This is a genomic window from Microvirga sp. jy35 (genome assembly GCF_056148915.1).
This window is the reverse complement of sequence record NZ_JBWBEW010000023.1, coordinates 23,963-48,474: the sequence shown is the minus strand read 5'-3', so window position 1 is coordinate 48,474 and position 24,512 is coordinate 23,963. Positions and strand designations below refer to the sequence as shown.

The window sequence follows — 24,512 nt, the reverse complement described above, 5'->3', positions numbered from 1 at the left end:
ATGGCTCACGATGCCGTCCGATCCAGCTCGGCCGATCTGAGACAGCCTGGATCAGCGCACAAGCTGTCCCGACGTAGTTTACTTCAGGTTAGTGCAGCGGCCGGCAGCCTGTTACTAGGCCTAAGGCTGCCGTTCTCCTCGGGTGCCGCGGAGGCGACTCCCGCCGACGATTTTATGCCGAATGCCTTCATCCGAATAACTGGCGATGGGCAGATCGTCCTGACGATGCCCTATGTGGAAATGGGCCAGGGCACCTATACGTCTATTCCGATGCTGATTGCAGAAGAGCTTGAGGTCGACCTGCCGCAGGTGCGCCTGGAGCATGCTCCACCAGACGAAAAGGTTTATGTCAACCCGTTGCTGGGCGTGCAGGCAACAGGCAATTCGAACGCGGTCCGTGGCGCATGGCAGCCCCTGCGCCAAGCGAGTGCGACAGCCAGAGCCATGCTGGTCACTGCGGCAGCACAGCGCTGGAATGTCGATTCTGCCTCGTGCAGCGCACATCGCGGTGAGGTGCTTCACCGCCCCACTGGGCGAAAGATTGCATATGGTGAGTTGGTGGCCGATGCAGCCCGGATACCGGTCCCCGAACGTGTGGAGCTCAAGCGTCCCGACGAGTTCAAGCTCATCGGCACCTCCGCCAAGCGCCTGGACTCACCGGTGAAGGTCAACGGATCGGCTGTCTACGGCATCGATGTTCGGCCACCGGGTGTAAGGATCGCGACTCTAACGCAATCACCCGTCTTTGGCGGCCGAGTCAAGAGCGTGGACGATACTGCCGCCAAGACTGTCAAGGGCGTGCGTCAGATCGTGCGGCTCGACGACGCCGTTGCTGTCGTAGCCGACCATATGGGAGCGGCAGTTAAAGGCATGGCGGCCCTGGCTATCGACTGGGATGATGGCCCGCACGCCAAACTCAACACGCAGATGATTGTGAATGAGCTGGATCAGGCAACTCTCAATCCGGGTCCGGTAGCGCAGAACATTGGTGACGCCGGCCAAGCCATGGGATTGGCAGCTCGCACCGTCGAGGCGATTTACCAAGTTCCCTTTCTGGCGCACGCGGCCATGGAACCTATGAACTGTACAGTTCATATCCGCCAGGACGGCTGCGAAATCTGGGTCGGCACTCAAGCCATCGCACGGGTACAGGCAGAGGCGGCGAGGACCGCTGGACTGCCGCTGGACCGTGTGGTGGTGCATAACCACCTGATCGGCGGTGGGTTCGGGCGGCGGCTTGAGGCCGACGGCGTCAATCGCGCGGTAGAGATCGCCAAGCACGTCGATGGCCCCGTTAAGGTTGTCTGGACGCGTGAGGAAGACATCCAGCACGACATGTATCGGCCGTATTGGTACGACCGCATTTCTGCTGGCCTTGACGGGACGGGAAGGCCAGTCGCCTGGAACCATCGCTTCGCGGGCTCTTCGGTCGTTGCGCGATACCTCCCGCCGGCGTTCCAAAATGGTCTCGACCCGGACAGCACTGAAGGCGCGATCGATCTAGTTTATGATCTGCCGAACGTGCAAGTTGAATACCTGCGAGTGGAGCCTCCCGGTATTCCTACGGCGTTCTGGCGCAGCGTCGGACCATCGCACAATGTCTTTGTGATCGAAAGCTTCATGGACGAACTGGCCGCAGCAGCGAAGCGGGATCCCGTGGCCTATCGGTTGGCCCTGCTAAACAAGACACCGCGCGCCAAAGCGGTCCTTGCCCTTGCCGCGGAAAAGGCCGGTTGGGGGAACCCTCTGCCGGAGCGAGTAGGACGTGGTGTTTCCTTGCAGTTCGTGTTTGCAACCTATTTGGCTCAAGTGGCTGAGGTGGAGGTCTCGAAGGATGGAACGGTCCGGGTCCGGCGAGTCGTCTGCGCCGTCGATTGCGGCACCGTAGTTAATCCTGACACCGTCCAAGCGCAGATCCAGAGCGCGGTCATGTTTGGCATCACTGCAGCGCTCTACGGTGAGATCACGCTTAAGGATGGCCGCGTCGAGCAAACCAACTTCGACACCTACCAATTGCTGCGAATGAACGAGGCACCGTCCGTTGAGGTGTACATCGTACAGAGTGCGGAGCCACCAGGCGGAATGGGTGAGGCTGGAACCTCTGCGATCGTGCCGGCTGTGGCCAATGCAATCTATGCGGCAACCGGTAAGCGCCTGCGAGAGCTGCCAATCAGGGGCGACGTATTGAAACAGCCATCGTCACTCGGCGATATACGTGGCGAGACTGGATCTAAAGGGAAACCACAATGACAGCATACCTCTGGTGCGAAAGGCGCCCCTAAACGTGTGTTGCCGCGCTAGGCGGGGATTCTAAGGAGTTGAACATGAGCATTACGCATGTGCGCAGCGCAGCTGCGAACAGGCCCTCGAGAAAGCGTTCCGTTGACTCGAGGCTAGAGGTTGTCATTATCCCTGTGGCCGAGTTTGATCGAGCCAAGCGCTTTTACGTCGACTTGGGTTGGAGACTTGACGCCAACCTCGTCAACGGCGATGCATTTCGCGTTGTCCAGTATACACTGCCATACTCGTTGTGATCGATTCAGATCGGCACGGGAGTTCCGTCGACCGCTCCAGGCGCAGCATACGGTGTGTATCTTGTCGTGTCCGACATCGAGGCGGCGCGCCGGGCTAGTAAATCGTGGCGTCGACGTAAGTGAAGTATTCCACCGTGCCGCGGTCGGAGATTGGCCTGTGAGCGGGGTGGGGCTGGCACGACGCGGCTATGCATCCTTCACAACATTCAGCGATCCGGATGGCAGCCGCTGGCTTGTGCAGGAGGTCACCACATGTCTGCCTGGACGCCTGGACGCCTGGACGCGTACGAAGCGGCCTTCGCCTCGCCGATTGAACTTGCAGCGGCGTGCCGACGCGCCGCGGCTGCCCATGGCGATCACGAGAGGCGGATTGGCCATCACGATGAGGACTAACCGAACTGGTATGCAGAGTACATCGTCCGGGAGCAGACAGGCCGGTCACTGCCCTTATAGGCGACAGCGGCTATCACCCCGCAATGCTTTCGGGTAGATTCACCGTGTCGTTCAGCGCGGGGACGCGACCGTGATCCGCAACGCGCCCTTCATGAGGTGAGTACCATGACCCAAGTCTTCGATGCCATCATCATCGGGGCCGGACAGGCGGGCCCATCCCTGGCTGGGCGGCTAACTGCTGCCGGAATGAAGGTCGCGATCATTGAGCGCAAGCTGTTCGGCGGCACCTGCGTCAACACCGGCTGCATGCCGACAAAGACACTGGTCGCCAGCGCCTACGCCGCGCACCTTGCCCGTCGCAGCGCCGAATACGGAGTCGATCTTAAGGGTCCGGTCGAGATCGACATGGGGCGGGTGAAGGCCCGCGCTGATGCGGTTTCGATGAACGCTCGCATGGGTGTGGAGGCATGGCTGCAGGGCATGGAGGGCCTTACGGTCCTCGAAGGGCATGCCCGGTTCGAGGCCGCGGATGTTGTCCGGGTAGGCGCGCGCCTGCTGACGGCGCCGCGCATCTTCATCAATGTCGGAGCTCGCGCCAATGTGCCGAACATTCCAGGGATCGGCACAGTTGAGCATCTTACCAACACGTCCATGCTCAAGCTTGATACCATCCCGCGGCACCTTGTCGTCATCGGTGGCAGCTATATCGGGCTTGAGTTCGCCCAAATGTACCGACGCTTTGGTGCGAAGGTCACCATTGTGGAGAAGGGTCACGGGCTGATCGCCCGTGAGGACGAAGACGTGTCTGAAGCGATCCGGGAGATCCTCATTGACGAAGGGATTTCGGTCCGCACCAGCGCCACCTGTATCGGCTTCAAACCCCATTCTGAGGGTGTGGCAGTCGACATCGATTGCTCGTCGGGGGAGCCGTTCGCTGTCGGCTCCCATTTGCTACTGGCGGTCGGCCGCCGGCCCAACACGGACGATCTCGGCCTCGACGAGGCTGGGGTCGCGGTCGACGCCCGGGGCTACATTGAGGTAGATGACAGCCTGACCACCAGTGTACCTGGCATCTGGGCTCTAGGCGACTGCAACGGCCGCGGAGCTTTTACCCATACATCCTACAACGACTACGAAATCGTCGCCGCCAATCTTCTCGACGGCGAACGTCGCCGGGTGAGCGATCGGGTTCCGGCTTACGCGCTCTACATCGATCCTCCGCTCGGACGCGTTGGCCTATCTGAAAGGGAAGCGATGGGTACAAACCGCAAGCTGTTGGTGTCCAAACGCCCGATGACGCGCGTCGGACGCGCGATAGAGAAAGGTGAGACCCGGGGCTTCATGAAGGTGGTGGCGGACGCAGACACGAAGCAGATCCTGGGGGCGGCCATCCTGGGGGTGGGAGGCGACGAGGCGATCCACGGCATTCTGGACATCATGAACGCCGGGGTAACCTATCCAGTGCTGCAATGGGCCGTTCCGATTCACCCCACGGTTTCAGAACTAATCCCTACTATGCTTGAGAACCTGAGGCCGCTTAATTGAGATTGCCCTGCCTACACCATTGCTAAAAATTGTCTCTGGTTACGTCACTTAAGTCTCTGTGATGGATTTGGTCTCCCGACGCGCCGAGTTGGGTCTACAACTGTGCCGGGTTGCTACCGAACTGCGCGATTGTGGGCTCAGCCTTTGTAGTCTGAGTTCATTCATCTGATGCAGCAGCATCGACACCAAGTACAATCGGAGCACTCCACGCGATGGTGGGGTAACGTCCATGGGTCGCGAGGGGAGTGTCCAAATGAAGATCGACCTCGGCGGAACTGTGGATTTGGTCCCTGCGCTGGGTTGGATCACCCTAGCCGATCCCCGCTATAAGTCGGTCATTGATCGATGGCGTGACTATACTGGCCTCGGCATGGAGGAAGCTCGCGACCATAGATGACAGGCTATGCACCACCCGTATGGTCTTCGGTCATGCCTGGAATCCTAGGACACTGTCGTGCAGTCTGGATCCACAAAGGAGACAGTTGGTCGATTGCGGCGTTCCGAAGGAGAGTATCGCTTGTTCGCTTATCAACCATCAGCGCTCTCGGTAGCGTCTGACTGCACCTGGCAATGGTGTTGGCTTGGCCTCTATGCGGACGAAGCCGAAGATGATGACGATGGTTGGACGCACGACAGCCGCTTGCTTCATTTCTGGACCTGCTGCCGACGCAAGTGGCCCTCCCGATCCCGGCTGAAATTCTCGGTCCCGTTGCGCTGGTCAGGACAGAGACTCCCGAGTGCGGCGGATCGGGGCTGAGAGCCCGATCCGCCTCGGGAGTAACGCGTCGTGAAGTTGGTCGGCTTGACTCAAGCTTTCGAGCGGAGCGGCCGGAACGCTTTTCGGAGTTCAGCGGTGAAGAGCTCCGGCTGCTCCCAGGCTGCAAAGTGACCGCCTCGATCGACTTCATTCCAGTAGATGAGGTTGCCAAAGCTCCTCTCGCCCCAACTTCGGGGGGCGCGGTAAATCTCGGCCGGGAATACAGTGACAGCGACTGGAAGGGTGGGGATGGAGAACGCGTTAAATGGACCGCCGCCAGCCTGCGCACCTTCCCAGTAAGAGCGGGACGACGATGTGCCAGTATTCGTTAGCCAGTAAAGAGAGATGGCATCAAGCATCTCGTCGTAGGTGAGGACCTTTTCAGGCGCGCCGTTGCTGTCGGTCCACTCTGCAAACTTGTCATAATAGTACGCTGCCATCGCGACTGGCGAGTCTGCGAGCGCATAACCGATCGTCTGCGGGCTCTGGTTCATCATTGCTGCATATCCAAACCCGTCGCGATAGAAGTGCAAGAGGCGGTCATAGGCAACCTTCTCGCGATCCGACAGCTCGGCTGGTGCTGGATCGAAGTTTCGTAAACGCCGGAGGATGTCTGGCGGCACGGTTCCTGGCATGTTGACATGGATACCGATCAGACCTTCAGGAGCCTGAAGCGCGAGCAGCTGTGAGATAATTGCGCCCCAATCGCCGCCTTGGGAGACATAGCGCGAGTAGCCAAGGCGGCGCATCAGTTCGTGGAATGCGGTCGCCATATGAGCTGGATTCCAGCCTGTCGCTGTTGGCTTGTCCGAGAAGCCATAACCGGGCATCGTCGGAAGCACCAGGTGGAAGGCATCCTCGGCAGTGCCCCCATGTGCGGTCGGATTGGTGAGCGGACCGATGACCTTCAGAAGCTCGATAACCGAACCCGGCCAGCCGTGAGTCATGAGCATCGGCATGGCGCTCTCATGCGGCGAGCGGATGTGCGTGAACTGGATGTCAAGTCCATCGATCTCAGTGATGAACTGCGGCAGCGTGTTTAGTCTCGCCTCAATCTTTCGCCAATTGTAGCCTGTACCCCAGTAGTCGACGAGCGGCTTTAGCTTGGCTAGCTGAACACCTTGAGTCCGGTCAGTAACGGTTTCGCGATCAGGCCAGCGTGTTGCGGAAATGCGCTTACGCAGGTCCACGAGCGCCTTTTCCGGCACCTGGATGCGGAAAGGGCGGATGGGTGCAGCTGCAGCCATTGCACGCAACGTTCCAGGAACCAGGCCCGCGACCCCAACGGCCGCAGTGGTGACAAGCAAATCGCGGCGTGTGGGAGTGCGTACAATAGCTGACATGATGTCCTCCTAAGTCTTCAAACCTTGGTGGGATGCGGCCTACAGAACAGCAGTCAGTACAAACAAAACCTATTGCACGATGGTATTGGCGATACCTTTGTATTGGTCGCATGCATTGCGCTGGAGATTGGATCAGTGGATCCACACCAAGGAACAATAGACAGACAGTGCAATCTATCCCATTCTCACACTCCTGAGCGCCACAGATGGTAAGCCGTGCGGAACGAAGTTGGTTGAGTTGATGTGCGGATGGGATTCCCTGATTGAAGACCGAAAAGACAGTGGCCGTAACAGCAACGGGCAGCCTTTCATCTGCAATGCGAGCCGGGACGTTGTAAGCTATGACGCGATGGGTTCAGTTTCCAAAGCAACGAACGAATGGAAAGTCGACCGGTTGGTGTACGCCGGGGTCAGATTATTAGCTGCTCACGGGTGCACGCATGCGGTAAAAGGTATCCCTCATATCCTCGTCCGGCACGGAGCAATAGTGCCACGCTAGGCTTGGGCAGGTAGGTGCGTAACACCCGACGGATTTATCAGCAGCTCCAGAAGGCAGGGTTGATGCAACGAGACGACGAAGCCGCCCCAACAATCCTGAGCAGATCTGAACTTTGGTCGCTGTTTGCGCCGTGGAGCTCCATCACGCGTACGGCAGAAGAGGAAGCGTCAGCCTGAATGCCTCGCTCCCTTAGGCGATCAGGCCGAGGCCTGTATGAACCGATCGCCAACAATCGATACTGAGAGAATGTCCTCAGGCATCACTACTTCACGGCCTTGTCTGCTGGTTGCCCGGCCCTCAGGAGAGCTGGCGCTGGTAGTGCAACCAGATCCTGAGACAGGCTTGGAATGACAAAGGTAAAGGTAGCTCCAGGGCCATCGTTGGCCTCAGCCCAGAGCCGGCCTCCGTGGCTTTCGATGATCGTACGGCTGACGGAGAGGCCAATGCCCATGCCTTCACTCTTGGTCGTGAAGAATGCATCAAAGATGCGATTAACATCGTCAGGGCCGAGTCCTGCTCCAGTGTCGGAAACGGATAGAAGAACAGCTTCGTTGCCGTCTGATTGTGTCTTTACGACCAGCTGCCTTGGCCTATCCTCAACCCCGCTCATCGCGTCAGCGGCGTTTCTGAGCAGGTTCATGACTACCTGCTGGAGTTGGACGCGGTCACCTGAGACGAGCGGGAGTTCGTTAGCCAAATCAGTGTGTAGACTGACACGCATTCGTTGAAGGTCGTTGCCACACAACGAAATTACCTCCCGCACTGCGTCGTTCAGATCAACCTCCTCAATGAGGCCAACGCTCCTCGTGAAAAGGGCGCGCAGGCGGCTGATGACGTCTGCGGCACGATTGCCGTCGCGGATAATTCGTTGCGCTGTGTCACGGGCGCCGTCGAGCTTCGGCGGATTGACAGCTAGCATGCGCAAGCATGTGCTGGCGTTGGTGATAATACCTGAGAGCGGCTGGTTGACCTCGTGAGCGATCGAGGCGGTAAGTACGCCTAGGCTCATGGTCCGTGTAACCTGTGTCAGTTCCGATCGGACTCTTTCAAGGGCTTCTTCCGATAACCGACGTTGCGTAATGTCGAGAACGGCCCCGATGTACTCGGTTTGCCCTGTCGGATCACCAGTGCGGTGTGCAATCAGATGCAGATACTTGACCGATCCGTCGGGTAGTATGATGCGATGTTGGTATTCGAAATCGCTTTCCCCACGGTGAGCCCGTTCTACCATATCCACCATGAGCGGCATGTCTTCGGGGTGGACACGGCTGGCGATCATGTCAAGTGTAACGGTTGTTCCAGGCGCATACTCGAAAATGCGGTAGAGCGGCTCCGACCAAACAATCTCGCCGCTTGTGACACGCCACGAGAGATTGCCCATCCGAGCCAGATGTTGGCCTTCTGCGAGGAACGCCTCACTGCGCTTCAGCGCCTCTTCCACGCGCTTACGATCGTTGATATCAATGCATAGACCATACCAAGTGATGATTTGACCGCTCATGCCTTGAAGAGGATTCACTCTAAACAGGAACCATCGGTATTCACCATCCGCACGGCGTAGCCGTGCTTCCGCCTCTCCCGAAGTAGCTTTTGCAATGAGTTTCTGCCAGACGTTAGTGAGGTGTTCTAGATCGTCTGGGTGCACAGCTTCACTCCAGCCCCAACCTTGTGCCTGTGATGCAGACATTCCAACATAATCAAGGTAGTGCTGGTTAAAGAAGTCCGCCGTCCCGTCGGGATTCGCCGACCAGGTTAGAGCGGGGATTGTATCAATAATCGTCTTGAGATTTTTTTCGGTCGCCCTGAGCGAGTCCTGTACCCGCTTGTGATCGTCGATATCATGAACGGACACGCACCACTGGACAATCTCACCGCCCCCATTCATGAGGGGCTGATGGTGTCCGTGAAACCACCGATACGCGCCATCGAAGCGTCGCATGCGATATACGATCTCGAAGGCCGCACCAGCCGCGATACCCGTTTTGAAGGTCGCGCTTGCATCGGGCAGATCCTCAGGATGGACGAGGTCGGTTGCCCCCCACGTCTTCAGCTCGGCTTCGGTCTTGCCGGTGTAATCTAAAATCTTACGGTTGATGAACTCTGGGTGGCCGGATGCGTCCAACAACGATACATGTGTCGCGATGTTGTCGAGGATTATCCGTGTCTGCAGTTCGAGCTGCCGCAACGATTCCTCGGCCTGCTTATAGTGGTCTATGTCGAGTTGCAGCTTTAACCAACGCCGGATGTGGCCTTCTTCATTATATAGCGGCAGGCCAACGATGTTGAACCATCGGTATACTCCGTCAGCCCGCCGGAGGCGGCTCTCGACATGGTAGGTCGAGCCACTCCTGAGAGCATCGGTGTGCACTGCGGCCACCCTCTTCAAGTCCTCTGAGTGCACAATGTCAGATCTCGTCCACCCCTCAAGCTCCTCGAGCGATTTGCCGAAAAAATTGAGGGCTGGCCGATTCATGCTCTCAAGGTTGCCCATCGGGGTTGTCGTAGCGACCGGTATTGGAATGCTGTCAACGAGTTCGCGGTGAAGGTCGTGTTGTCGCTGGATCTCCTTAGTGCGTCCGCAATCCTCCACGTCCGTTCCGACAAAGCACCATGCCTCGAGCAGCCCATCGTCATTGAATAGGGGGCTGCACCGGATCAGGAATCGGCGATAGCCACCGTCAAAGCGGAGCACCCGCGCGTCTATTTGCCCTGGCTCGCCAGACGCTGAGATTGCCCGCCAGTGTCCACGCGCCTCCGGCAGATCCTCCGGGTGGATGACAGTCCACCATTCAATTCCGTCGGTTTTGTCGGGTCCAAGACCAGTAAATCCGGTCCACTGGCGATTGACGAAATCGATGTGTTCGTTAGGCAAAACGATCCAGACCAGTCCAGGAAGGAAGTCCGGAACGCGGCTAAGATCGATCTTCATTGCCATCCTCTCACGATAGCTGGGCCAAGGTTGGGCTGAGCCGGCGAAAACATCCATTGTGCTGTAGAGGCAGCTTCGAGGACGTATGCGACTGCGCACTGCCCATTTTCTGGCAATAGGAGAGCTATCGATATAATGCTTCATTGGAGTCGTTACGATTGTCAATTGCCGAATGGATCATCCGCATGGGTTAGAGCAAACGACGGGATTGTGATGTCCGCTGTCCGCAAACGTCGCGACGCGGCTCAGGGACCGGAAGGCGAGCGAACCTAGACCATGGTACTATCTACTTAAAGGGCTGAGCATCGGCATTCAGTGTTCCCATCGTCGAAAGAGTGCAACGATGTGGTCGCCTTAGGGCAAGGTCCACGTCTGAGCCGCCTGCGATTGCAGCCTCTCGTGCCAGTAAAGGCTCATGATTGCCTTGGCAAAATGCATCCGCGGATCTGGATCATCGAACACAGTGGGATCTGTGATTATGCCTCTTGCCGCAAGAGTCTCGTGCCAGCGTCGGTCATTCTAGGAGGCGACAACCACCATTAAGTTGCTCGTGCTACTGGTTGACTGGGACTGGAGGTTGCGGGAACGCGCGATGTTCGGGTGACCACAAATGCCTAAAGGTACCCGCATGTGTTGAGCATGCTTGCGCTTCGAGGCGTGGTAGCGATCTGCGTGGCTTGGCTGAACGCGGGCGTGATGACGCAATGACATCCGAGCACCGATTTGCAAGTTAGTTTCGTCTGGGAAAGAAGGTCCAGGCTAATTGTAGGTCAACGAACCGGATGCGACCTGCTTAAGGCATCGTTGGCTTATAGCGGAGCAAAACTATGAGCATCGGCACTCCACAGCGAATTCTCATCGCTGACGATAACCCGGACTTCCGGGAAAGGCTTGCACATTGCCTGCAGGCCCTAGGACATAAGGTCATCACGGCGGAAACGGGTGAGCGCGCCTTCAGGGTGCTCCGCGACTGGAGCCACCCCATTGACTGGCTTTACACGCGGGCCTCGCTGCCCGGCCTGATTGACGGCTGGATCCTTGCCGACGAATACCACGAGATGCATCAGAACAGAGCGGTCATCATATCGGGCTCCGAAGCCCGAGTCTCATCCCGCGGCGACATCGTCCTCAAGCAGCCGATTCTTCCCACGGCTTTCGCAGCCATTATCGACGCCGTTTCCTCAGCTTCACAACGCTGACCAGTAAACTAAAGGTAGCAGCGACGTTATTCTGGCAACTTCTAAGCACTTCGAAACAAACGGCTGGCGCTATGACTACTTCAAGCCCCAATCCTCACTCAAGGTTTGCAGTTTTTAACTGACCCTCAGCCGCCGTGAGGTTTCGCTTCCAAGCATCAAGGTCGTTGAGGCCGGCTTGAAAGGCAACACAACGTGCGCTCTGCGTGGCTCTCATCAACCTTCATGGCATATTATTTTATCAATCGGCAAAATCGTTCTATGAGAGAACCCAAGGTTTCGCTTGTATCCACGTAGCAGACCAAAAGACGCTTCCCGCCTCGGGTAACCTCTGTAGTTACTGAGGTCAGTCCACCTGCCCCTCGCCATCAGGTTCGCTTCTTCCCAGTGGTATGCATATACAACGACGAGGGAGTATCCTTCGGGCGTGACAAATGTCCGAGCAGCAGCGACCGCTTTCACCTAACTGTATTGCCTGCACCGGGAAGCTGCGACGACGCTCCCGCTACGGGCATCGCTGTCTGGCTTGTAACTTATGCCACAGACGGACATTGTCGCCTCAGTTTGGGTGACAGAGACTACGACGGAGTAGATCCAGCAGCTTGATGCATGGGCTATGTCCAACGCCTGCGACTCGGGTTCGGCGTGTCCTACACGGTGTGATTGAATTTCGATGCCACGGTCTGGTGGTGCGCCGCAGTGGCTAAGGCTCGGCCCACCACTCAACCAGGAGACATAGTAAGAGTCCTCTAAAGGTCTATTGAAGGGATCCCTCGTATAGGGTCAAAGTCTTTCAGAAACATGGGATCAAGCATCGTCCGAAGAGTCTAAGAGATCTTCCTCGCGCGCCTTCTTCAATGCATTTGTCCACCAGATCAAGTCGTCGAGCATCAGGTTGGCCGACTGCTCTAAGTAGGGATAGTCGGAGAACGCCTTGCCCTGCTGCAGCAATCCGACGAATTCAGCCAACCCGATGTGGACAGCAATTCTGAGCGGCGCCGCCTGCAGTTCAACGGCCACGAGACGGAGCTGTTCAACCGCCCGCGCCGCGCCAACGCCGCCATAGCCAATGAACGCGACTGGCTTGCGATTAAACTGAGAATAGACGTGATCGAGCGCATTCTTCAGGACGGCCGGGATTCCATGGTTATATTCAGCTGTGATGAAGATGTATCCATCGAACCCGGCGATCTTTGATCCAAAACTCCGCGCAATCTCGTTCTCAGGCGGCATGTATGCTGGCGAGGCTGGTTCGTTGAAGAAAGGCAGTGGATAATCGCGCAGGTCGACAACCTCGAATTCAATCCCTCCGCGAGTCGTGGCGAGCTCTAAGAGCCACTGGGTCGGTCTATCGCCGAAGCGGCCCTCACGGGTGGTGCTAATGATGATCCCGATCTTTGCTGTAGCCATAGGTTAGTTCTTCCTCTCAATAGCGGGTGCTGCAACCCCAGGCAGTGATGCCGCGGCTTGCAAGCGGACGCTAATCGGATCGATGATCCTTGAAGAGGCTGCAAGGGCAGCCTGGATGGCCGTTACTTAACCAGCGATGTTGTGATATCAAAATATGGATAAATCCGAGAAGTTCGTTCAGGAATTTTGATATGTCCATCGCGCCCGCCCTCAGCTTCGACCAACTACAGGTCCTGTTGACTGTGGCTGAAACGGGCAGCTTTGCTGCTGCTGCAAGACGATTGAATCGTGCGACATCCGCCATCAGCTATGCCATCGACACTCTCGAGCATCAGCTCGGCATTCCGCTATTCGATCGCGGAGGCACCCGTAAGCCGACGCTAACGCCGGCAGGTGAGGCTGTCGTGGCAGAAGCGCGCTTGATCACGCACGATGTGGATCGGTTGCGCGCCCGCGTACGGGGACTTCTCGAAAGTTTGGAGGCAGAGGTGTCCTTGGTCATTGACCAGATGGTTCCTACGGACCACCTGACGGCAATCCTCAAGGCGTTCCATGCTGTTTTTCCAACAGTACCCCTGCGATTGAGCACGGCGGCCATGGGCGAAGTCGAGCGCCTCATTCGCAGCGGTTCTTGCGGTGTAGGTATCGGCAGTCCGCTGCACATGAATGGCAGTGGGCTAACGCTTATCCAGATTGGGGGCGTACCGATCATTCCCGTGGCCCGACGGGACCATCCGCTGGCACTGGCGGGCCGCTCCAAGGTAGGAGCGGCCCGCGACTTCCTTCAGATTGTCCTCTCCGAGCCTATAGAGGCCGACAGGCGGGCTTACGGAGTCGTCGCGGGGGCAATCTGGCGGGTTGGGGACCTTCCCACCAAGCGTGCATTGCTGCTGGCCGGCCTGGGCTGGGGCGGCATGCCTGAGCCGATGGTGCGGACTGACATCGAAGCCGGGCGCCTTTTACCACTCGATTTGCCGGACTATCGCGGTGGAGAGTATCCACTGCAGATCGCCTATAAGACCAATACCCCGCCAGGTCCGGCGGGTCAGTGGTTAGTCGAGCGGTTTGCCCAGACCTAGATAATTGCGCCCATGGGGTGGTGAGACGACCATCTCCTTCTGGATGGATGCCATACACATAGCTGCATCACAACAGGAGCGCTTCGTTGGATTCCATCGCAAACCGATCGGCAACTCCGTTCGATCCAAGTCTCTCGCAGATCCGGAAGATCACAATCTGTCACTTCGTCTGCTCGCTGAGCCTACTGCGCACCCTGCAGTGCGTCGCCTGGCGCCTGAGCCTGCGCAATCCTTAAGAGACGGTGGCGTGAGGGGCATTTCAGCTGACCATGCCGCCAGCCACCGTGGAACTGGCCACGCGGCGAGATCTCGGAATTGCTGTATAGAGGATGGATGTCTATGGTCTAAATGAGATTGCTCCTCTACTCGAAAGAATTGAGGAAGGACGACGACGTGGACCGCCTTGATGCCATGAAAGTCTTCGTCACGGCGCTGGATGAGGGCAGCCTCGCCGGGGCTGGACGCAAGCTCCGCCGCTCGCCCGCTGCAGTAAGCCGGGCTATTGCTTTTCTGGAAGAGCATGTCGGCACGGAACTCCTGCATCGAACGACGCGCTCGATCAAGCTGAGCGAGGCGGGCGAGCGCTATGCTGCGGCGTGCCGGCGCGTACTTATCGACCTTGAGGAAGCTGACATCATGGCTGCCGGTGAGCGCTCATCGCCACGTGGTACGCTGACGGTGACAGCTACGGCCTTTGCCGGTGAAACCATCTTGCCTTCGATCATTGAGGCCTTTCTGGATGCCTATCCCGCTGTGTCGGTGCGGCTGTACCTGCTGGATCGCTTCGTTAACCTCATTGATGAGGGCATCGACGTCGCCTTGCGCATCGCGCACCTTGCCGACTCGAGCCTTGTGGCGACCCGAGTCGGCGAAGTGCGCCGGGTTGTGGCAGCGGCACCGCGTTATCTCACGCGAAATCCCCGCATTATGGAGCCAGCGGATCTTGCGAAGCACCAGATCATCACATTCGCAGACCTCGGGATCGACTCGTGGAGCTTTCCACCAGTCAATGGATCGTCCATTCCGCATATGGTGAATTTTACGCCGCGGCTCATCGTCAATAGTATCCGGGGAGCCATAGTCCCGGCCGTGAATGGCCGCGGAGTGACGCGTGTGCTATCTTATCACATCCCGCAGGAGGTCCGCGAAGGGTCATTAGAGATCGTTCTCAAGGACTATGAACCACCGCCCTTGCCTGTGCATCTGATTGCACCGCACGGACGCCTCTCTGTGCCGAAGGTACGGGCGTTTGTCGACATGGCTATCCCGCGGCTCCGCAGTCACTTCGCTGCCATGAGCCGCGACGTCGTGTAAGCGGCTGACGGCCCTCTTGATGGGCAGAGCAGGCGGGATTCCCGCGTGCAGACGTGCGGACCTCAAAGAGCAAAGCCGACGATAAACAATTGTTTCGTTTCACCCAGCCTGTTCAGTGAAGGGCAAGCCTGCGACCTGCCCAACCGGTCAGTCGTGGTGCGGGACCGGGCCAGGGTCCGCGAGGCGTCTTACGAGCGATCAATGAGCGCTGCGACCGTCCGCGCTCAATCGCGAACTGAAAGAGTGTCTCCCGATGAGCAGCTATTCGCACTCCCAACGCGCGAGGCTAATTCTAGACCATCGACACTGGTGGCCCAGCGGGCAGCAGCATCCCTCTCACCAAGAGCGAAGGAGTTCATTATGAGCATCGACAGAAAAGTCGCCATCATTACAGGCGCGTCACAAGGCATCGGCGCTGCTCTTGTCAACGCATATCTCGACCGTAACTACCGGGTGATCGCAACAGCGCGATCCGTCAAGCCGTCAAATCACCCTGACGTTCTCGTGATCCCTGGCGACATTGGTGACCGGGAGACGGCCCAGCGGGCGATCACCGAGGGTGTAGCCCGGTTCGGGCGCATCGACACGCTGGTCAACAACGCCGGCATCTTCATCGCCAAGCCATTCACCGAGTACACCGCAGACGACTTCACTGCGGTTTTGCGAACCAACACCGCCGGCTTTTTCCACATCACGCAGCTTGCGCTCGCCGAGATGGAAAAGCAGGGCAGCGGCCACGTCGTGCAGATCACGACGAGTCTTGTCGATCACGCCATTGACGGCGTGCCTTCCGTTCTCGCGTCTCTGACGAAGGGCGGCCTCAATGCAGCGACCAAGTCCCTCGCCATCGAGTACGCCAAACGAGGCATCCGCGTGAATGCGGTCTCGCCCGGCATCATCAAGTCGTCGATGCACCCGGTCGAGACCCACGCCGCCTTTGGGGCTCTGCACCCGGTTGGGCAGATGGGCGAGGTCTCCGACATCGTCGATGCGGTTCTCTACCTTGAATCGGCTGGCTTCGTGACCGGCGAGATCCTCCACGTCGACGGCGGCCAGAGCGCCGGTCATTGACCCAGCACCGGAGTGGAGACTCTGGCTCCGCTCCGGCCACTCTCATGGAGAACGACAATGCCTATCGTGACGATTCAGGTCACCCGCGAGGGTACCAAGCCCGGCGTGAATGCCGTGACCGCGGAAGAGAAGGCCGCTCTGATCAAGGGCGTGAGCGAGGTGCTGCTTAATGTCCTAAGCAAGCCTCTCGACTCCACCTTCGTGGTCATCGAGGAGGTGGAGGCCGATAACTGGGGCTGGGGTGGGCTGCCGGTTCTGGAGTTTCGCAGGCGAAGGGGTGGCGCGACGGAGTAAGATGCAGCGATTCGGCGAAGTTCGCCTTCGGGGGTGAAGGCTTCGCGGTCAACCAGGACGGGAGTGCCGTTATGCTATCCTCAGCCTCACCCCAGGCACTGCTCGAACGGCTTGGTATTGAGTTGCCGATCATCCAGGCGCCGATGGCCGGTGTGTCGTCTCCGGCCATGGCCGCTGCCGTCGCAAACGCCGGTGCGCTGGGTTCGATCGGGATCGGAGCCACGAACGCCGCGGGTGCCCGGCAGATGATGGCAGAGGTCCGCGAACGCTCCAGCGGTCCTTTTAATGTCAATGTCTTCTGCCATCAGCCTGCGAAGTCGAATCCTGCCGTCGAAGCCGCCTGGATCGAGCGGCTTCGCCCCGAATTCAAACGCCTCGGTACCGAGCCGCCAACGGCCCTGACGGAAATCTACAAGAGCTTCGTCGAGGATGATGACATGTTGGCCACGCTCCTGGCCGACAAACCGAAGGTCGTGAGCTTCCACTTCGGCGCTCCGCCGCCGGATCGGGTGCGAGCGCTGCGGGATGCCGATATCGTCCTCCTCGGCTCGGCGACCAGCGTTGACGAGGCGCGCATGCTCGTGAGGGCCGGTGTTCATGCCGTGGTGGCGCAGGGCTACGAGGCAGGCGGCCATCGGGGCGTCTTTGATCCTGACGCTCCCGATGACAGGCTGGGCACAATGGCACTGACCCGCCTGCTTGTGCGTCAGCTCGATGTGCCGGTGATTGCCGCCGGTGGCATCATGGATGGCGCTGGCGTGTCGGCTACCCTGCGTCTCGGAGCTGCTGCGGCCCAACTCGGCACGGCCTTTATCGCGTGCCCGGAATCGCTGGCCGACGCAGGCTACAGAGCAGTCCTAGCCAGCGATGCGGCCCATCACACTGTGATGACCCGAGCCATTTCGGGCCGACCGGCGCGGTGCCTCTCTAATCGCTTTACGTCATTTGGGCAGGGCATTCCCGCTCATGAGATCCCCGCCTATCCCATTGCATACGATGCCGGGAAGGCCCTCAATGGCGCCGGCAAGGCGGCGCGTGAGCCGGGCTTCGGTGCTCAGTGGGCGGGTCAGGGAGCGCCGCTCGCGCGCGCGCTGCCAGCGGCAGACCTCGTGACAGCGCTCGCCGCCGAAATGAAGGTGACTTAAGCCGCCTGCGTTGGAAGCCGCCGAGCAGCCAATTCTCACCGAATGATGGCACAGGGGCCGAATGAATGGACGCTCTGTCATCCTGAAGCGATCCAGGCTCCTGACGTTCTGAGATCATGAAGCGGGCGCTGCCCGGGTCGGTGCTCAGGGCGCCCGATCTGCCTTGATGGCCACAACGTTGTACCGGGTGGCAGGTTGGGTCCTCGAGAGCTTGGTGGCCATCTCTCGGCGCGCCGCATCATAGGTATCCCACTCCGACTTATCCTCAAGCGACGGAATGGTGACTGTCTCGCCCTGGTCCAGGCCGGCTATTGCGGCGCCGACCACATCTTGCGCCGACATCACGATCTCCGCAGGGAGGTTGCTTACCGGCAGTCCGGCGATATCCCAGAACTCAGTCGCGGTGGCACCAGGCAGCACCGCCTGGATCCGTACACCCTTCTCGGCCAGTTCGTGCTGCAGGGACTGGCTGAAGGCCAGCACGAACGCCTTGGACCCACCATAGACCCCATTGAGGGTTTCCGGCGAAATCGCCACAATGGACGCGATGTTGATGATCGTGCCGCTGCCGCGTTCGACAAAGGCCGGCGCGGCCGCGTAGGTCAGGCGGGTCAGCGCTAGGATGTTCAGCCGGATCATGCTGTCCATCGCGTCGACATCAGAGGCTAGGAGCGGTGCTGCCCCGCCAACGCCGGCGTTGTTGACGAGCATCGTGATTGTGCTGTTCGTCCGCAAGACCGTTTCGATCCGACGCAAATCGGCGTCGTTGTTCAGGTCGGCGGGCAGGATCTCGACGGAGCAGCCGGTTTCATCCCGCAACCGGGCCGCCAGCGCCTCGAGGCGACTCTGGTTTCGCGCCACAAGGATCAGATCGTAGCCGCGACGGGCCAGCCGATCCGCGTAGATGGCGCCGATGCCGGACGAGGAACCGGTAATCACCGCGGTACCCTGAGAAGTCAGTGTGCTCATGTGTGGTCTCCCATTGCTTCGTTTTCAAAGCGTCGGTCTCCCGGACCGAGTGTGAACATCAGTGAGAATTCCTGATCTGGTTGGAGCTTGACATCATGCTCAGTGGGATCAGCGACGGTTCGCAGATGGGGCGCCGGCAACCCGCATGCCCAGTGACAGCTCCGTCTCAGATCTCTGTTGCAAGCCCGCTTCCACCAGCGCAATCGTTCGCGCACGTGTTTCCGGTCGAGCAACCGACTTGAAAAAGCTCTCAAGCGCCCGTGGAAAGACGGCATCATCCGGGAGCGACAGTTCGTCGACGAAGCCCTTCGTCTCCGCTATGGCACGCTTGTCGAAGCTCGCAAGGCGGCTCGCGAGCGCATCCACGAACTCGGCGAGTTCAGCATCCGGAAGAGCACGATTCACATACCCGTAGCGTTCCGCAAGAATTCCCGGGAAGTCGTCTGCGCCAAGCACGATCTCCAATGCGCGCCCTCGTCCGACCAGACCGGCGAGGCGGGCCATGGGATTGCCGCCTGGGACTGCTCCGAGTCCGACTTCGAATTGACCCAGAATTGCACGTTCCGCACTGGCGAAACGCATGTCACAAGCAAGAACGAACTCGCTTCCCGCACCGCGGGCCCGCCCGCGCAGTTCTGCGATCGATACAACCGGAGCCCGACTCAGGCGAACCAACACGTCAAGCCACGGATGCATGCCAGACGGTCCAGGCACCATTGCGATTGTTTTCGCCTTGTCGACGAGAACGTCGTAATGAGCAAGGTAGAAGTCGGGATCGAGACTATCGAATACAACGACCTTGACCTCGTCATTGGTCTCCAGCTGTGTAACGAGGTCCGAAAGGTCCAGAATGGTGTCTGGATCGATCAAGTTGATCGGTGGATTATTGAAGCTGACGCGCCAATAGCTCGGTGTAGCGCGGGCCACACGGATTTGGCGAAACGACATAGGGGCCTCCCGTCGGTGAGGGTTCTTTGATCGAGTCATAATCTTTGTGAGCAACCGCCGACGTCGTGGCCGCGGCGGCTCGGAAGAGAGAAGTAGGCTTACGTGAAATCCACTTGTGGCCGATTTTGCGAGCGGAAAATAGGAGCTCCGTGGGGAGCGCCAGTTGCTCCGCCATCGACGACGATCTCAGCACCCACAATGTTCGACGCGTCAGCGGAAGCGAGGAAGAGAGCAGCAGCCGCAACTTCCTCCGGCTTACCCATGCGGCCGAGCGGGATCGTATTGCCGATTCTCCTCTCGAGTTCAGCCATTGCCTCAGCGTCCGGTGCTAGCGGATTCCAGATTGCAGTCTGAGTTCCTCCAGGCGTGACTTGATTGACGCGAATACCCTTTAGAGCAAATTCCGCAGCCAGCACCCGCGCCATGGAGCGAACCGCGCCCTTGGTAGCGGCATAAGCCGAGTAGCCTGGCACGCCCATCGCTGCGTGGACGGATCCGTTGAGAATGATGGATGCTCCCTCTCGCAGATAGGGGGCAGCCGCCTGAACGGTAAAGAAGACACTGGTGAGATTGGTCGCGATGATTTCCTGAAAGGCGTCCAAACTTGTTTCGCCAATCGGTGTGGGGCGGCCGACACCGGCATTCGCAAAGACGATATCGAGGCTTCCAAGTGCCGCCACGACGTCAGCGATTGCTCGATCAATGGATGAGATCTCCCTCAGATCAAGCCTAATCGGAAGCGCTTTTGACCCAAGCTCGCGCGCAGCGGCGTCGAGCGATGTCTGATGACGGCCGGTAATCGCCACCCTTGCTCCTTCAGCTATGAACAGCCGCGCCGTTGCAAGGCCGATGCCGCTGCTACCGCCCGTGATGAGAGCCACTTTTCCATTCAGTCTCATGGTGAGCTCCGTCTAGCGTGATGGTGACACTTAAACCTGCGCACTGTGGGGCTGATCCCGTCCAACCACAGGCTAACGCCGCACGACCTGAACGATGTTGTTGCAATGATCACGGCCTGTTCTCGCAAGGCGACGAGGTCTGGATCCAACAGAGAGTCGGCAGATGTGGTGAGCTTGCTTGCGGCAGTCGCCATCCGCGTGCCGCGACACTCATTGAGCAGATCTGTCACCACTGCGCGCGCCCGATCGATGAAGGTAAGGTGCGGAGGCATGACCCTCACTCCCTGACCAGGGTTGCGATCAACTCACTTGTCGTCACGATCGCGTGGGCGAAGGTGGGACCGTTCAGGTGGTGGGCGGCATGCATCATCTCGTGGTGAAAGGCGGCGGTCGCGTCCTTCACCAGTGTGACGTGATAGCCAAGTTCCATCGCGAACCGGGCGGTAGATTCAATACAGGTGTTCGCCAACAGGCCAACGATGATCACATGTGTGATCCCCTTCTGCTTCAGCCGGAGGTCGAGATCGGTGTTGGCAAAGCCACTCTGGCCCCAATGCTCCTGAACGACAATATCGCCCTCTTTGGGCGCGAAATCCGGATGCCACTCGCCACCCCATTCACCGCGGGCGAAGCTGTGACGGTGCATGATGAGGCGTTGGGTTGGGTTCGGGTGATCCCATTCCTCATAGTCGCCGGGCTCCCAGCGGCGGTGCGGCACGATGAAGACCGGGATGCCGACGGCACGCACGGCGCGGTCCAGTGCGCGCAGGTTGTCAAGCAGACCCACTTCCGTGGCGATCGGCTCAATCGAGGGGTAGATCTTTCCGCCCTTCGATAAGAAATCGTTGTACGGATCAACGAGCAAATAGGCAGTGCGCGCGAGAGGACGGTCAGTATCAGCCATGGTGCGCCTCCTTACTGCAGTGACACAGTATTGCTTCTGCAGCGATGGGGTTGTATATGACTATGGAAATCATAGTGTCAAGTCACTATGAGAATGAAAGTGACACATGATGGAAAATCCCACTGATACGGAAACCCTTTGTCCGGTCGCGCGAGCGCAGACGATTGTTGGGGATCGCTGGACCATCCTGACGTTGCGGGAACTGTTCATAGGCAGCCATCGGTTCGATGAGATTCAGGCGCAAACCGGGGCAACGCCGCAGATGGTCACTGCCCGCCTGAAGAAGTTGGAGGCCGATGGCTTGATTGAGCGTCGCCCCTACAGCCAGCGACCGCCGCGCTATGAGTATCATCTTACTGAGAAGGGTAGAGCGTTTTACCCGGTTATCCTGGCGCTGCGGGCTTGGGGGGAGACTTGGTGCAAATCGCCAGGCGAGGGCTTGGCCGTTCAATACACGCATCGCCTGTGCGGCCAGCCCGCTGGTCTCGGCCCGAGTTGCGAGGCTTGCGGCCGGCCTTTGCAACGCGAAGATTTGATTGCCGAGCAAAGTCCCGCATACCAAGGAGAGCGCAAAGCGCGTTGGGAAGCGTTTAAGAGCCGCCGGTGAAACCCGCAGCAATGGAGGAGAACGGTCAGGGTTCACCCGTTGTGAGAAGACCGATCCTCCTCCACACATGCGAGGGATGGTCTTCTCCCGTTGGCTCGACTGGCCCGCCGCATTCCTATCCATCCCTTCGATCCTCGGGTTTCATCGATCCGGCAACGAGATCGACTGCAAGCGCGAGCAGAAGGGAGCACGCGCCCAAGCCGAAAAGGATAAAATAGTTTCCACCCGTGTGTTCGAAGAGGAGCGACATGCCATAGGCGGCAAGCGCCTGACATATCGCAAAGCAAACTGTTGCCTTGCTCCAAGCACTTTTCTGAGCAGCTGCATGGGAATGCAGTAACTCGTGGATGCGTCCCAGAACGAGAGGAACGATCCCTGGCGTAAACACACCAATAACGACACTCGATATGATCAGCCAAGTCGCGCCGAGGCCAAAGGCTGGCAATGCGACAGCAATCGCCTGAACAAGGTAGGCCAAGCGTAGCGCGGGGCCGAAGCCGGTTCTATCGGCAAGGTGCCCGCTGAGAATCGGACCGACGCCAGCACCTAATCCGAAAAGCACCCAGTACTCAGCTCCTGCATCCAAACCTTGACCCAGTCCGCGAGCGACAAAGTCAACAAAAAAAATCATATGCGGCACAAGGCCAACCGCATTGAGCGCATACGACGCATAGAGCGCCCGCAGCGTCAGGGTTGCATGTACGGGACGGGTGGCCTTCTGCGTAGGGGACAAGTCGGCCGCGTAACCCGGCCAGCCGGTCCAAGCGACGAGCGTCAAGATCAGTGAGAGCACCCCAAGACCGATCCACGCGTGGGGTAGACCCTGACGTAAGAGCAGGGGAACAAGCGTTCCTGAAGCCGCAATGCCGAGCCCAATGCCCATGAAGATAGCACCACTGGCGACGCCGCGGCGCGACTGCGGGACGTGCGGCAAGACCGTCGGAGCCGCCAAAACCATCAGCACGCCGCCGGAGAGGCCGGAGAAGAAACGCCAGACGAAAAACCAAATAAAATTGATCGGCCAAGCGCAGGCAAAAAAGGTTAGGGTCGCCAGCACCATCACGCCGCGCAGTGCAGCAGCGGCGGGCACACGCGCTGCCAGTGGCCCGGCCAGCAATGCACCGGCCAGATACCCCGTGAGATTGGCCGCGCCAAGAAAGGCTGAATCCGAAGCGGAAAACCAATCACCAGCGATGATCGCCGGCAACAGCGGCGTGTAGGCAAACCGAGCCAGGCCGATACCCACAAGACTGGCACAGAGACCAGCCAGAATCAGGGGCCAGTTACCAAGTGATCGCTGTTTGGCGCTGTTGGTAACGGTATTGGACATCGTGACCTCCTCCATCGCCGACTCTTGACCCCTCTCAGGTGTGGGACCTGAAACGTTAGGATCAAACCGATTCTCCACTGCTCATCTACGACTTCGGCAGGGCGTCATGCTCAGGAGACCGCTGATGACGCCACATGCCAGAGGAGACATCATCTATCTTGGCCGGATGGCAGAGCCTCGATGAGTTCCTGTGTATACAGGATGGCATGCGCATAGGTCGGGCCATTGAGTTCATGCGCAGCATGCATCATTTCTCTGGTGAATGCCGCTGTTGCATCCCGCACCAGTGTGACATGAAAGCCGAGCTCCATCGCATATCGGCCTGTCGACTCGATGCAGGTGTTGGCAAGTAGCCCGACAACGATGACGTGAGTAATGCCATGCTGCCGGAGTTGTTGGTCAAGATCGGTGCTGGCGAATCCGCTCTGGGCCCAATGTTCCTTGACGACAATGTCTCCAGCGCGTGGCGCAAAGTCCGGATGCCATTCACCACCCCATTCCCCACGGGCGAATGAGTGCCGTTTCATGATCCCGATCTGAGTCGGGTTGGGGTGGCACCAACACTTGTAATCGCCCGGCTCCCAGCGGCGGTGCGGAACGATGAAGACTTTCATGCCGGCGCTTCGCACCGCCTGATTGATGCGCTTCAGGTTCTCAATAAGGCCTACTTCCTCCGCAACCTCTCTCACCCTGGGCCAAATCTTCCCGCCCTCGGACAGGAAATCGTTATACGGATCAACGAACAAGAGCGCAGTCGATTGTTTGATATAGGTGGGCTGGGACATAGCAACCTCCATCAACCTACCAGCCGGGGAGCGCGGTTTCGCAATGCCGCGCGTTCGATGCTTGCAGCGAAGAGCGGCGTCTCACCCCGATTGTGGGCAATCGACATGGGCTGGCGCTGCGCGCGGAACACGTCGAACGGGATGCCCTGACGATCAAGGAATGACTTGAAGTCGTCCGTCGCGGTGGTCCGGACGTGATTGGTGAACTCGCACCGTTCACCATCAATCGCTTTGACGCTCATTTCCCAGAGAACTCTGATCGTGGTCCTTCCCGTGGGAGTAAAAATGTCGGAGATCGACTCCAGGACCAGGTGATCTTTGTTCCCCAAGGTCTCCACATAATGCTGGACCATAAGACTGCCACCAATGATCTCAACGTTGATCGACATACGCCTCCCATCGGGCGCTGTCGTGAAACCCGCCGTGATATGGGCGGGAGAACACCCTTGATACTCTTTCTCGCTGAGGGAGAAACACCACTCAGGGAGGTCGATCCTATCGATGGGCGCATTGATTGTTGCCGTGAAACTCGAGTTGACGACTTCATAATCTTCCATGATG

At 58.8% G+C, this 24,512-nt stretch carries 20 protein-coding genes and 1 pseudogene; 11 read left to right on the top strand and 10 right to left on the bottom strand.

Features of this window, described 5'->3' with window-relative positions:
* From AC0QTX_RS17050 to AC0QTX_RS17035, 4 genes and pseudogenes are all read left to right on the top strand, one after another.
* Positions 1-2,250, top strand: coding sequence for a xanthine dehydrogenase family protein molybdopterin-binding subunit (locus AC0QTX_RS17050; RefSeq protein ID WP_474605009.1), 2,250 nt, complete (start codon positions 1-3; stop codon positions 2,248-2,250).
* 74 nt (positions 2,251-2,324) lie between these two features.
* A pseudogene (locus AC0QTX_RS17045) lies at positions 2,325-2,927 on the top strand (VOC family protein).
* A gap of 165 nt (positions 2,928-3,092) precedes the next feature.
* Positions 3,093-4,472 (top strand): FAD-containing oxidoreductase, encoded by a 1,380-nt coding sequence (locus AC0QTX_RS17040; RefSeq protein WP_474605008.1) that lies wholly within the window; start codon positions 3,093-3,095, stop codon positions 4,470-4,472.
* Positions 4,473-4,725: 253 nt separating this feature from the next.
* Positions 4,726-4,869: a hypothetical protein gene (locus AC0QTX_RS17035; protein ID WP_474605007.1), complete on the top strand. Its 144-nt coding sequence runs from the start codon at positions 4,726-4,728 to the stop codon at positions 4,867-4,869.
* 410 nt (positions 4,870-5,279) lie between these two features.
* Here the strand turns inward: AC0QTX_RS17035 and AC0QTX_RS17030 are convergent, their stop codons facing one another.
* Both AC0QTX_RS17030 and AC0QTX_RS17025 read right to left on the bottom strand, forming a co-directional pair.
* On the bottom strand, positions 5,280-6,572 hold the full coding sequence (locus AC0QTX_RS17030; RefSeq protein ID WP_474605006.1) for an epoxide hydrolase family protein: 1,293 nt from the start codon (positions 6,570-6,572) through the stop codon (positions 5,280-5,282).
* Between the two features lie 761 nt (positions 6,573-7,333).
* Positions 7,334-10,000: a PAS domain-containing protein gene (locus AC0QTX_RS17025; RefSeq protein ID WP_474605005.1), complete on the bottom strand. Its 2,667-nt coding sequence runs from the start codon at positions 9,998-10,000 to the stop codon at positions 7,334-7,336.
* Positions 10,001-10,827: 827 nt separating this feature from the next.
* Here AC0QTX_RS17025 and AC0QTX_RS17020 point away from each other — a divergent pair.
* On the top strand, positions 10,828-11,199 hold the full coding sequence (locus AC0QTX_RS17020; protein ID WP_474605004.1) for a response regulator: 372 nt from the start codon (positions 10,828-10,830) through the stop codon (positions 11,197-11,199).
* 804 nt (positions 11,200-12,003) lie between these two features.
* Here the strand turns inward: AC0QTX_RS17020 and AC0QTX_RS17015 are convergent.
* Complete coding sequence (locus tag AC0QTX_RS17015) at positions 12,004-12,606, bottom strand: NADPH-dependent FMN reductase (RefSeq protein ID WP_474605003.1); 603 nt, start codon at positions 12,604-12,606, stop codon at positions 12,004-12,006.
* Positions 12,607-12,797: 191 nt separating this feature from the next.
* Here AC0QTX_RS17015 and AC0QTX_RS17010 point away from each other — a divergent pair, with 191 nt between their 5' ends.
* From AC0QTX_RS17010 to AC0QTX_RS16990, 5 genes are all read left to right on the top strand, one after another.
* A complete protein-coding gene (locus AC0QTX_RS17010; RefSeq protein WP_474605002.1) occupies positions 12,798-13,685 on the top strand; it encodes a LysR family transcriptional regulator in 888 nt (295 codons plus the stop codon).
* Between the two features lie 393 nt (positions 13,686-14,078).
* Complete coding sequence (locus tag AC0QTX_RS17005; protein WP_474605027.1) at positions 14,079-14,999, top strand: LysR family transcriptional regulator; 921 nt, start codon at positions 14,079-14,081, stop codon at positions 14,997-14,999.
* 360 nt (positions 15,000-15,359) lie between these two features.
* Positions 15,360-16,070 (top strand): SDR family NAD(P)-dependent oxidoreductase, encoded by a 711-nt coding sequence (locus AC0QTX_RS17000; RefSeq protein ID WP_474605001.1) that lies wholly within the window; start codon positions 15,360-15,362, stop codon positions 16,068-16,070.
* A 57-nt stretch (positions 16,071-16,127) separates the two neighbouring features.
* Positions 16,128-16,364, top strand: coding sequence for a tautomerase family protein (locus AC0QTX_RS16995; protein WP_474605000.1), 237 nt, complete (start codon positions 16,128-16,130; stop codon positions 16,362-16,364).
* Between the two features lie 71 nt (positions 16,365-16,435).
* Positions 16,436-17,509: an NAD(P)H-dependent flavin oxidoreductase gene (locus AC0QTX_RS16990; protein WP_474604999.1), complete on the top strand. Its 1,074-nt coding sequence runs from the start codon at positions 16,436-16,438 to the stop codon at positions 17,507-17,509.
* Between the two features lie 144 nt (positions 17,510-17,653).
* On the opposite strand, the gene AC0QTX_RS16985 is transcribed toward AC0QTX_RS16990, so the two are convergent.
* The 4 genes from AC0QTX_RS16985 to AC0QTX_RS16970 form a co-directional block, all read right to left on the bottom strand.
* The gene (locus AC0QTX_RS16985) at positions 17,654-18,478 is read right to left on the bottom strand and encodes an SDR family NAD(P)-dependent oxidoreductase (RefSeq protein WP_474604998.1); all 825 of its coding nucleotides are present in this window, start codon (positions 18,476-18,478) and stop codon (positions 17,654-17,656) included.
* A gap of 108 nt (positions 18,479-18,586) precedes the next feature.
* A complete protein-coding gene (locus AC0QTX_RS16980; protein WP_474604997.1) occupies positions 18,587-19,426 on the bottom strand; it encodes an enoyl-CoA hydratase/isomerase family protein in 840 nt (279 codons plus the stop codon).
* Positions 19,427-19,524: 98 nt separating this feature from the next.
* Entirely contained in the window at positions 19,525-20,325 is an 801-nt protein-coding gene (locus AC0QTX_RS16975; protein ID WP_474604996.1) for an SDR family oxidoreductase, read from the bottom strand.
* 277 nt (positions 20,326-20,602) lie between these two features.
* Complete coding sequence (locus AC0QTX_RS16970) at positions 20,603-21,229, bottom strand: cysteine hydrolase family protein (protein WP_474604995.1); 627 nt, start codon at positions 21,227-21,229, stop codon at positions 20,603-20,605.
* A gap of 106 nt (positions 21,230-21,335) precedes the next feature.
* Between AC0QTX_RS16970 and AC0QTX_RS16965 the strand changes: the two genes are divergently transcribed.
* Positions 21,336-21,836, top strand: a complete 501-nt coding sequence (locus tag AC0QTX_RS16965) for a winged helix-turn-helix transcriptional regulator (protein ID WP_474604994.1) — start codon at positions 21,336-21,338, stop codon at positions 21,834-21,836.
* Positions 21,837-21,951: 115 nt separating this feature from the next.
* Here AC0QTX_RS16965 and AC0QTX_RS16960 read toward each other — a convergent pair whose 3' ends face one another.
* The 3 genes from AC0QTX_RS16960 to AC0QTX_RS16950 all read right to left on the bottom strand — a co-directional run bounded on the left by AC0QTX_RS16960 (position 21,952) and on the right by AC0QTX_RS16950 (position 24,508).
* Positions 21,952-23,166 carry a YbfB/YjiJ family MFS transporter gene (locus tag AC0QTX_RS16960; protein ID WP_474604993.1) on the bottom strand — a complete coding sequence of 405 codons (1,215 nt, stop codon included), beginning with the start codon at positions 23,164-23,166 and terminating at the stop codon, positions 21,952-21,954.
* Positions 23,167-23,315: 149 nt separating this feature from the next.
* A complete protein-coding gene (locus AC0QTX_RS16955) occupies positions 23,316-23,951 on the bottom strand; it encodes a cysteine hydrolase family protein (protein ID WP_474604992.1) in 636 nt (211 codons plus the stop codon).
* Between the two features lie 11 nt (positions 23,952-23,962).
* Complete coding sequence (locus AC0QTX_RS16950; RefSeq protein WP_474604991.1) at positions 23,963-24,508, bottom strand: hypothetical protein; 546 nt, start codon at positions 24,506-24,508, stop codon at positions 23,963-23,965.
* Positions 24,509-24,512: the final 4 nt, after the last annotated feature.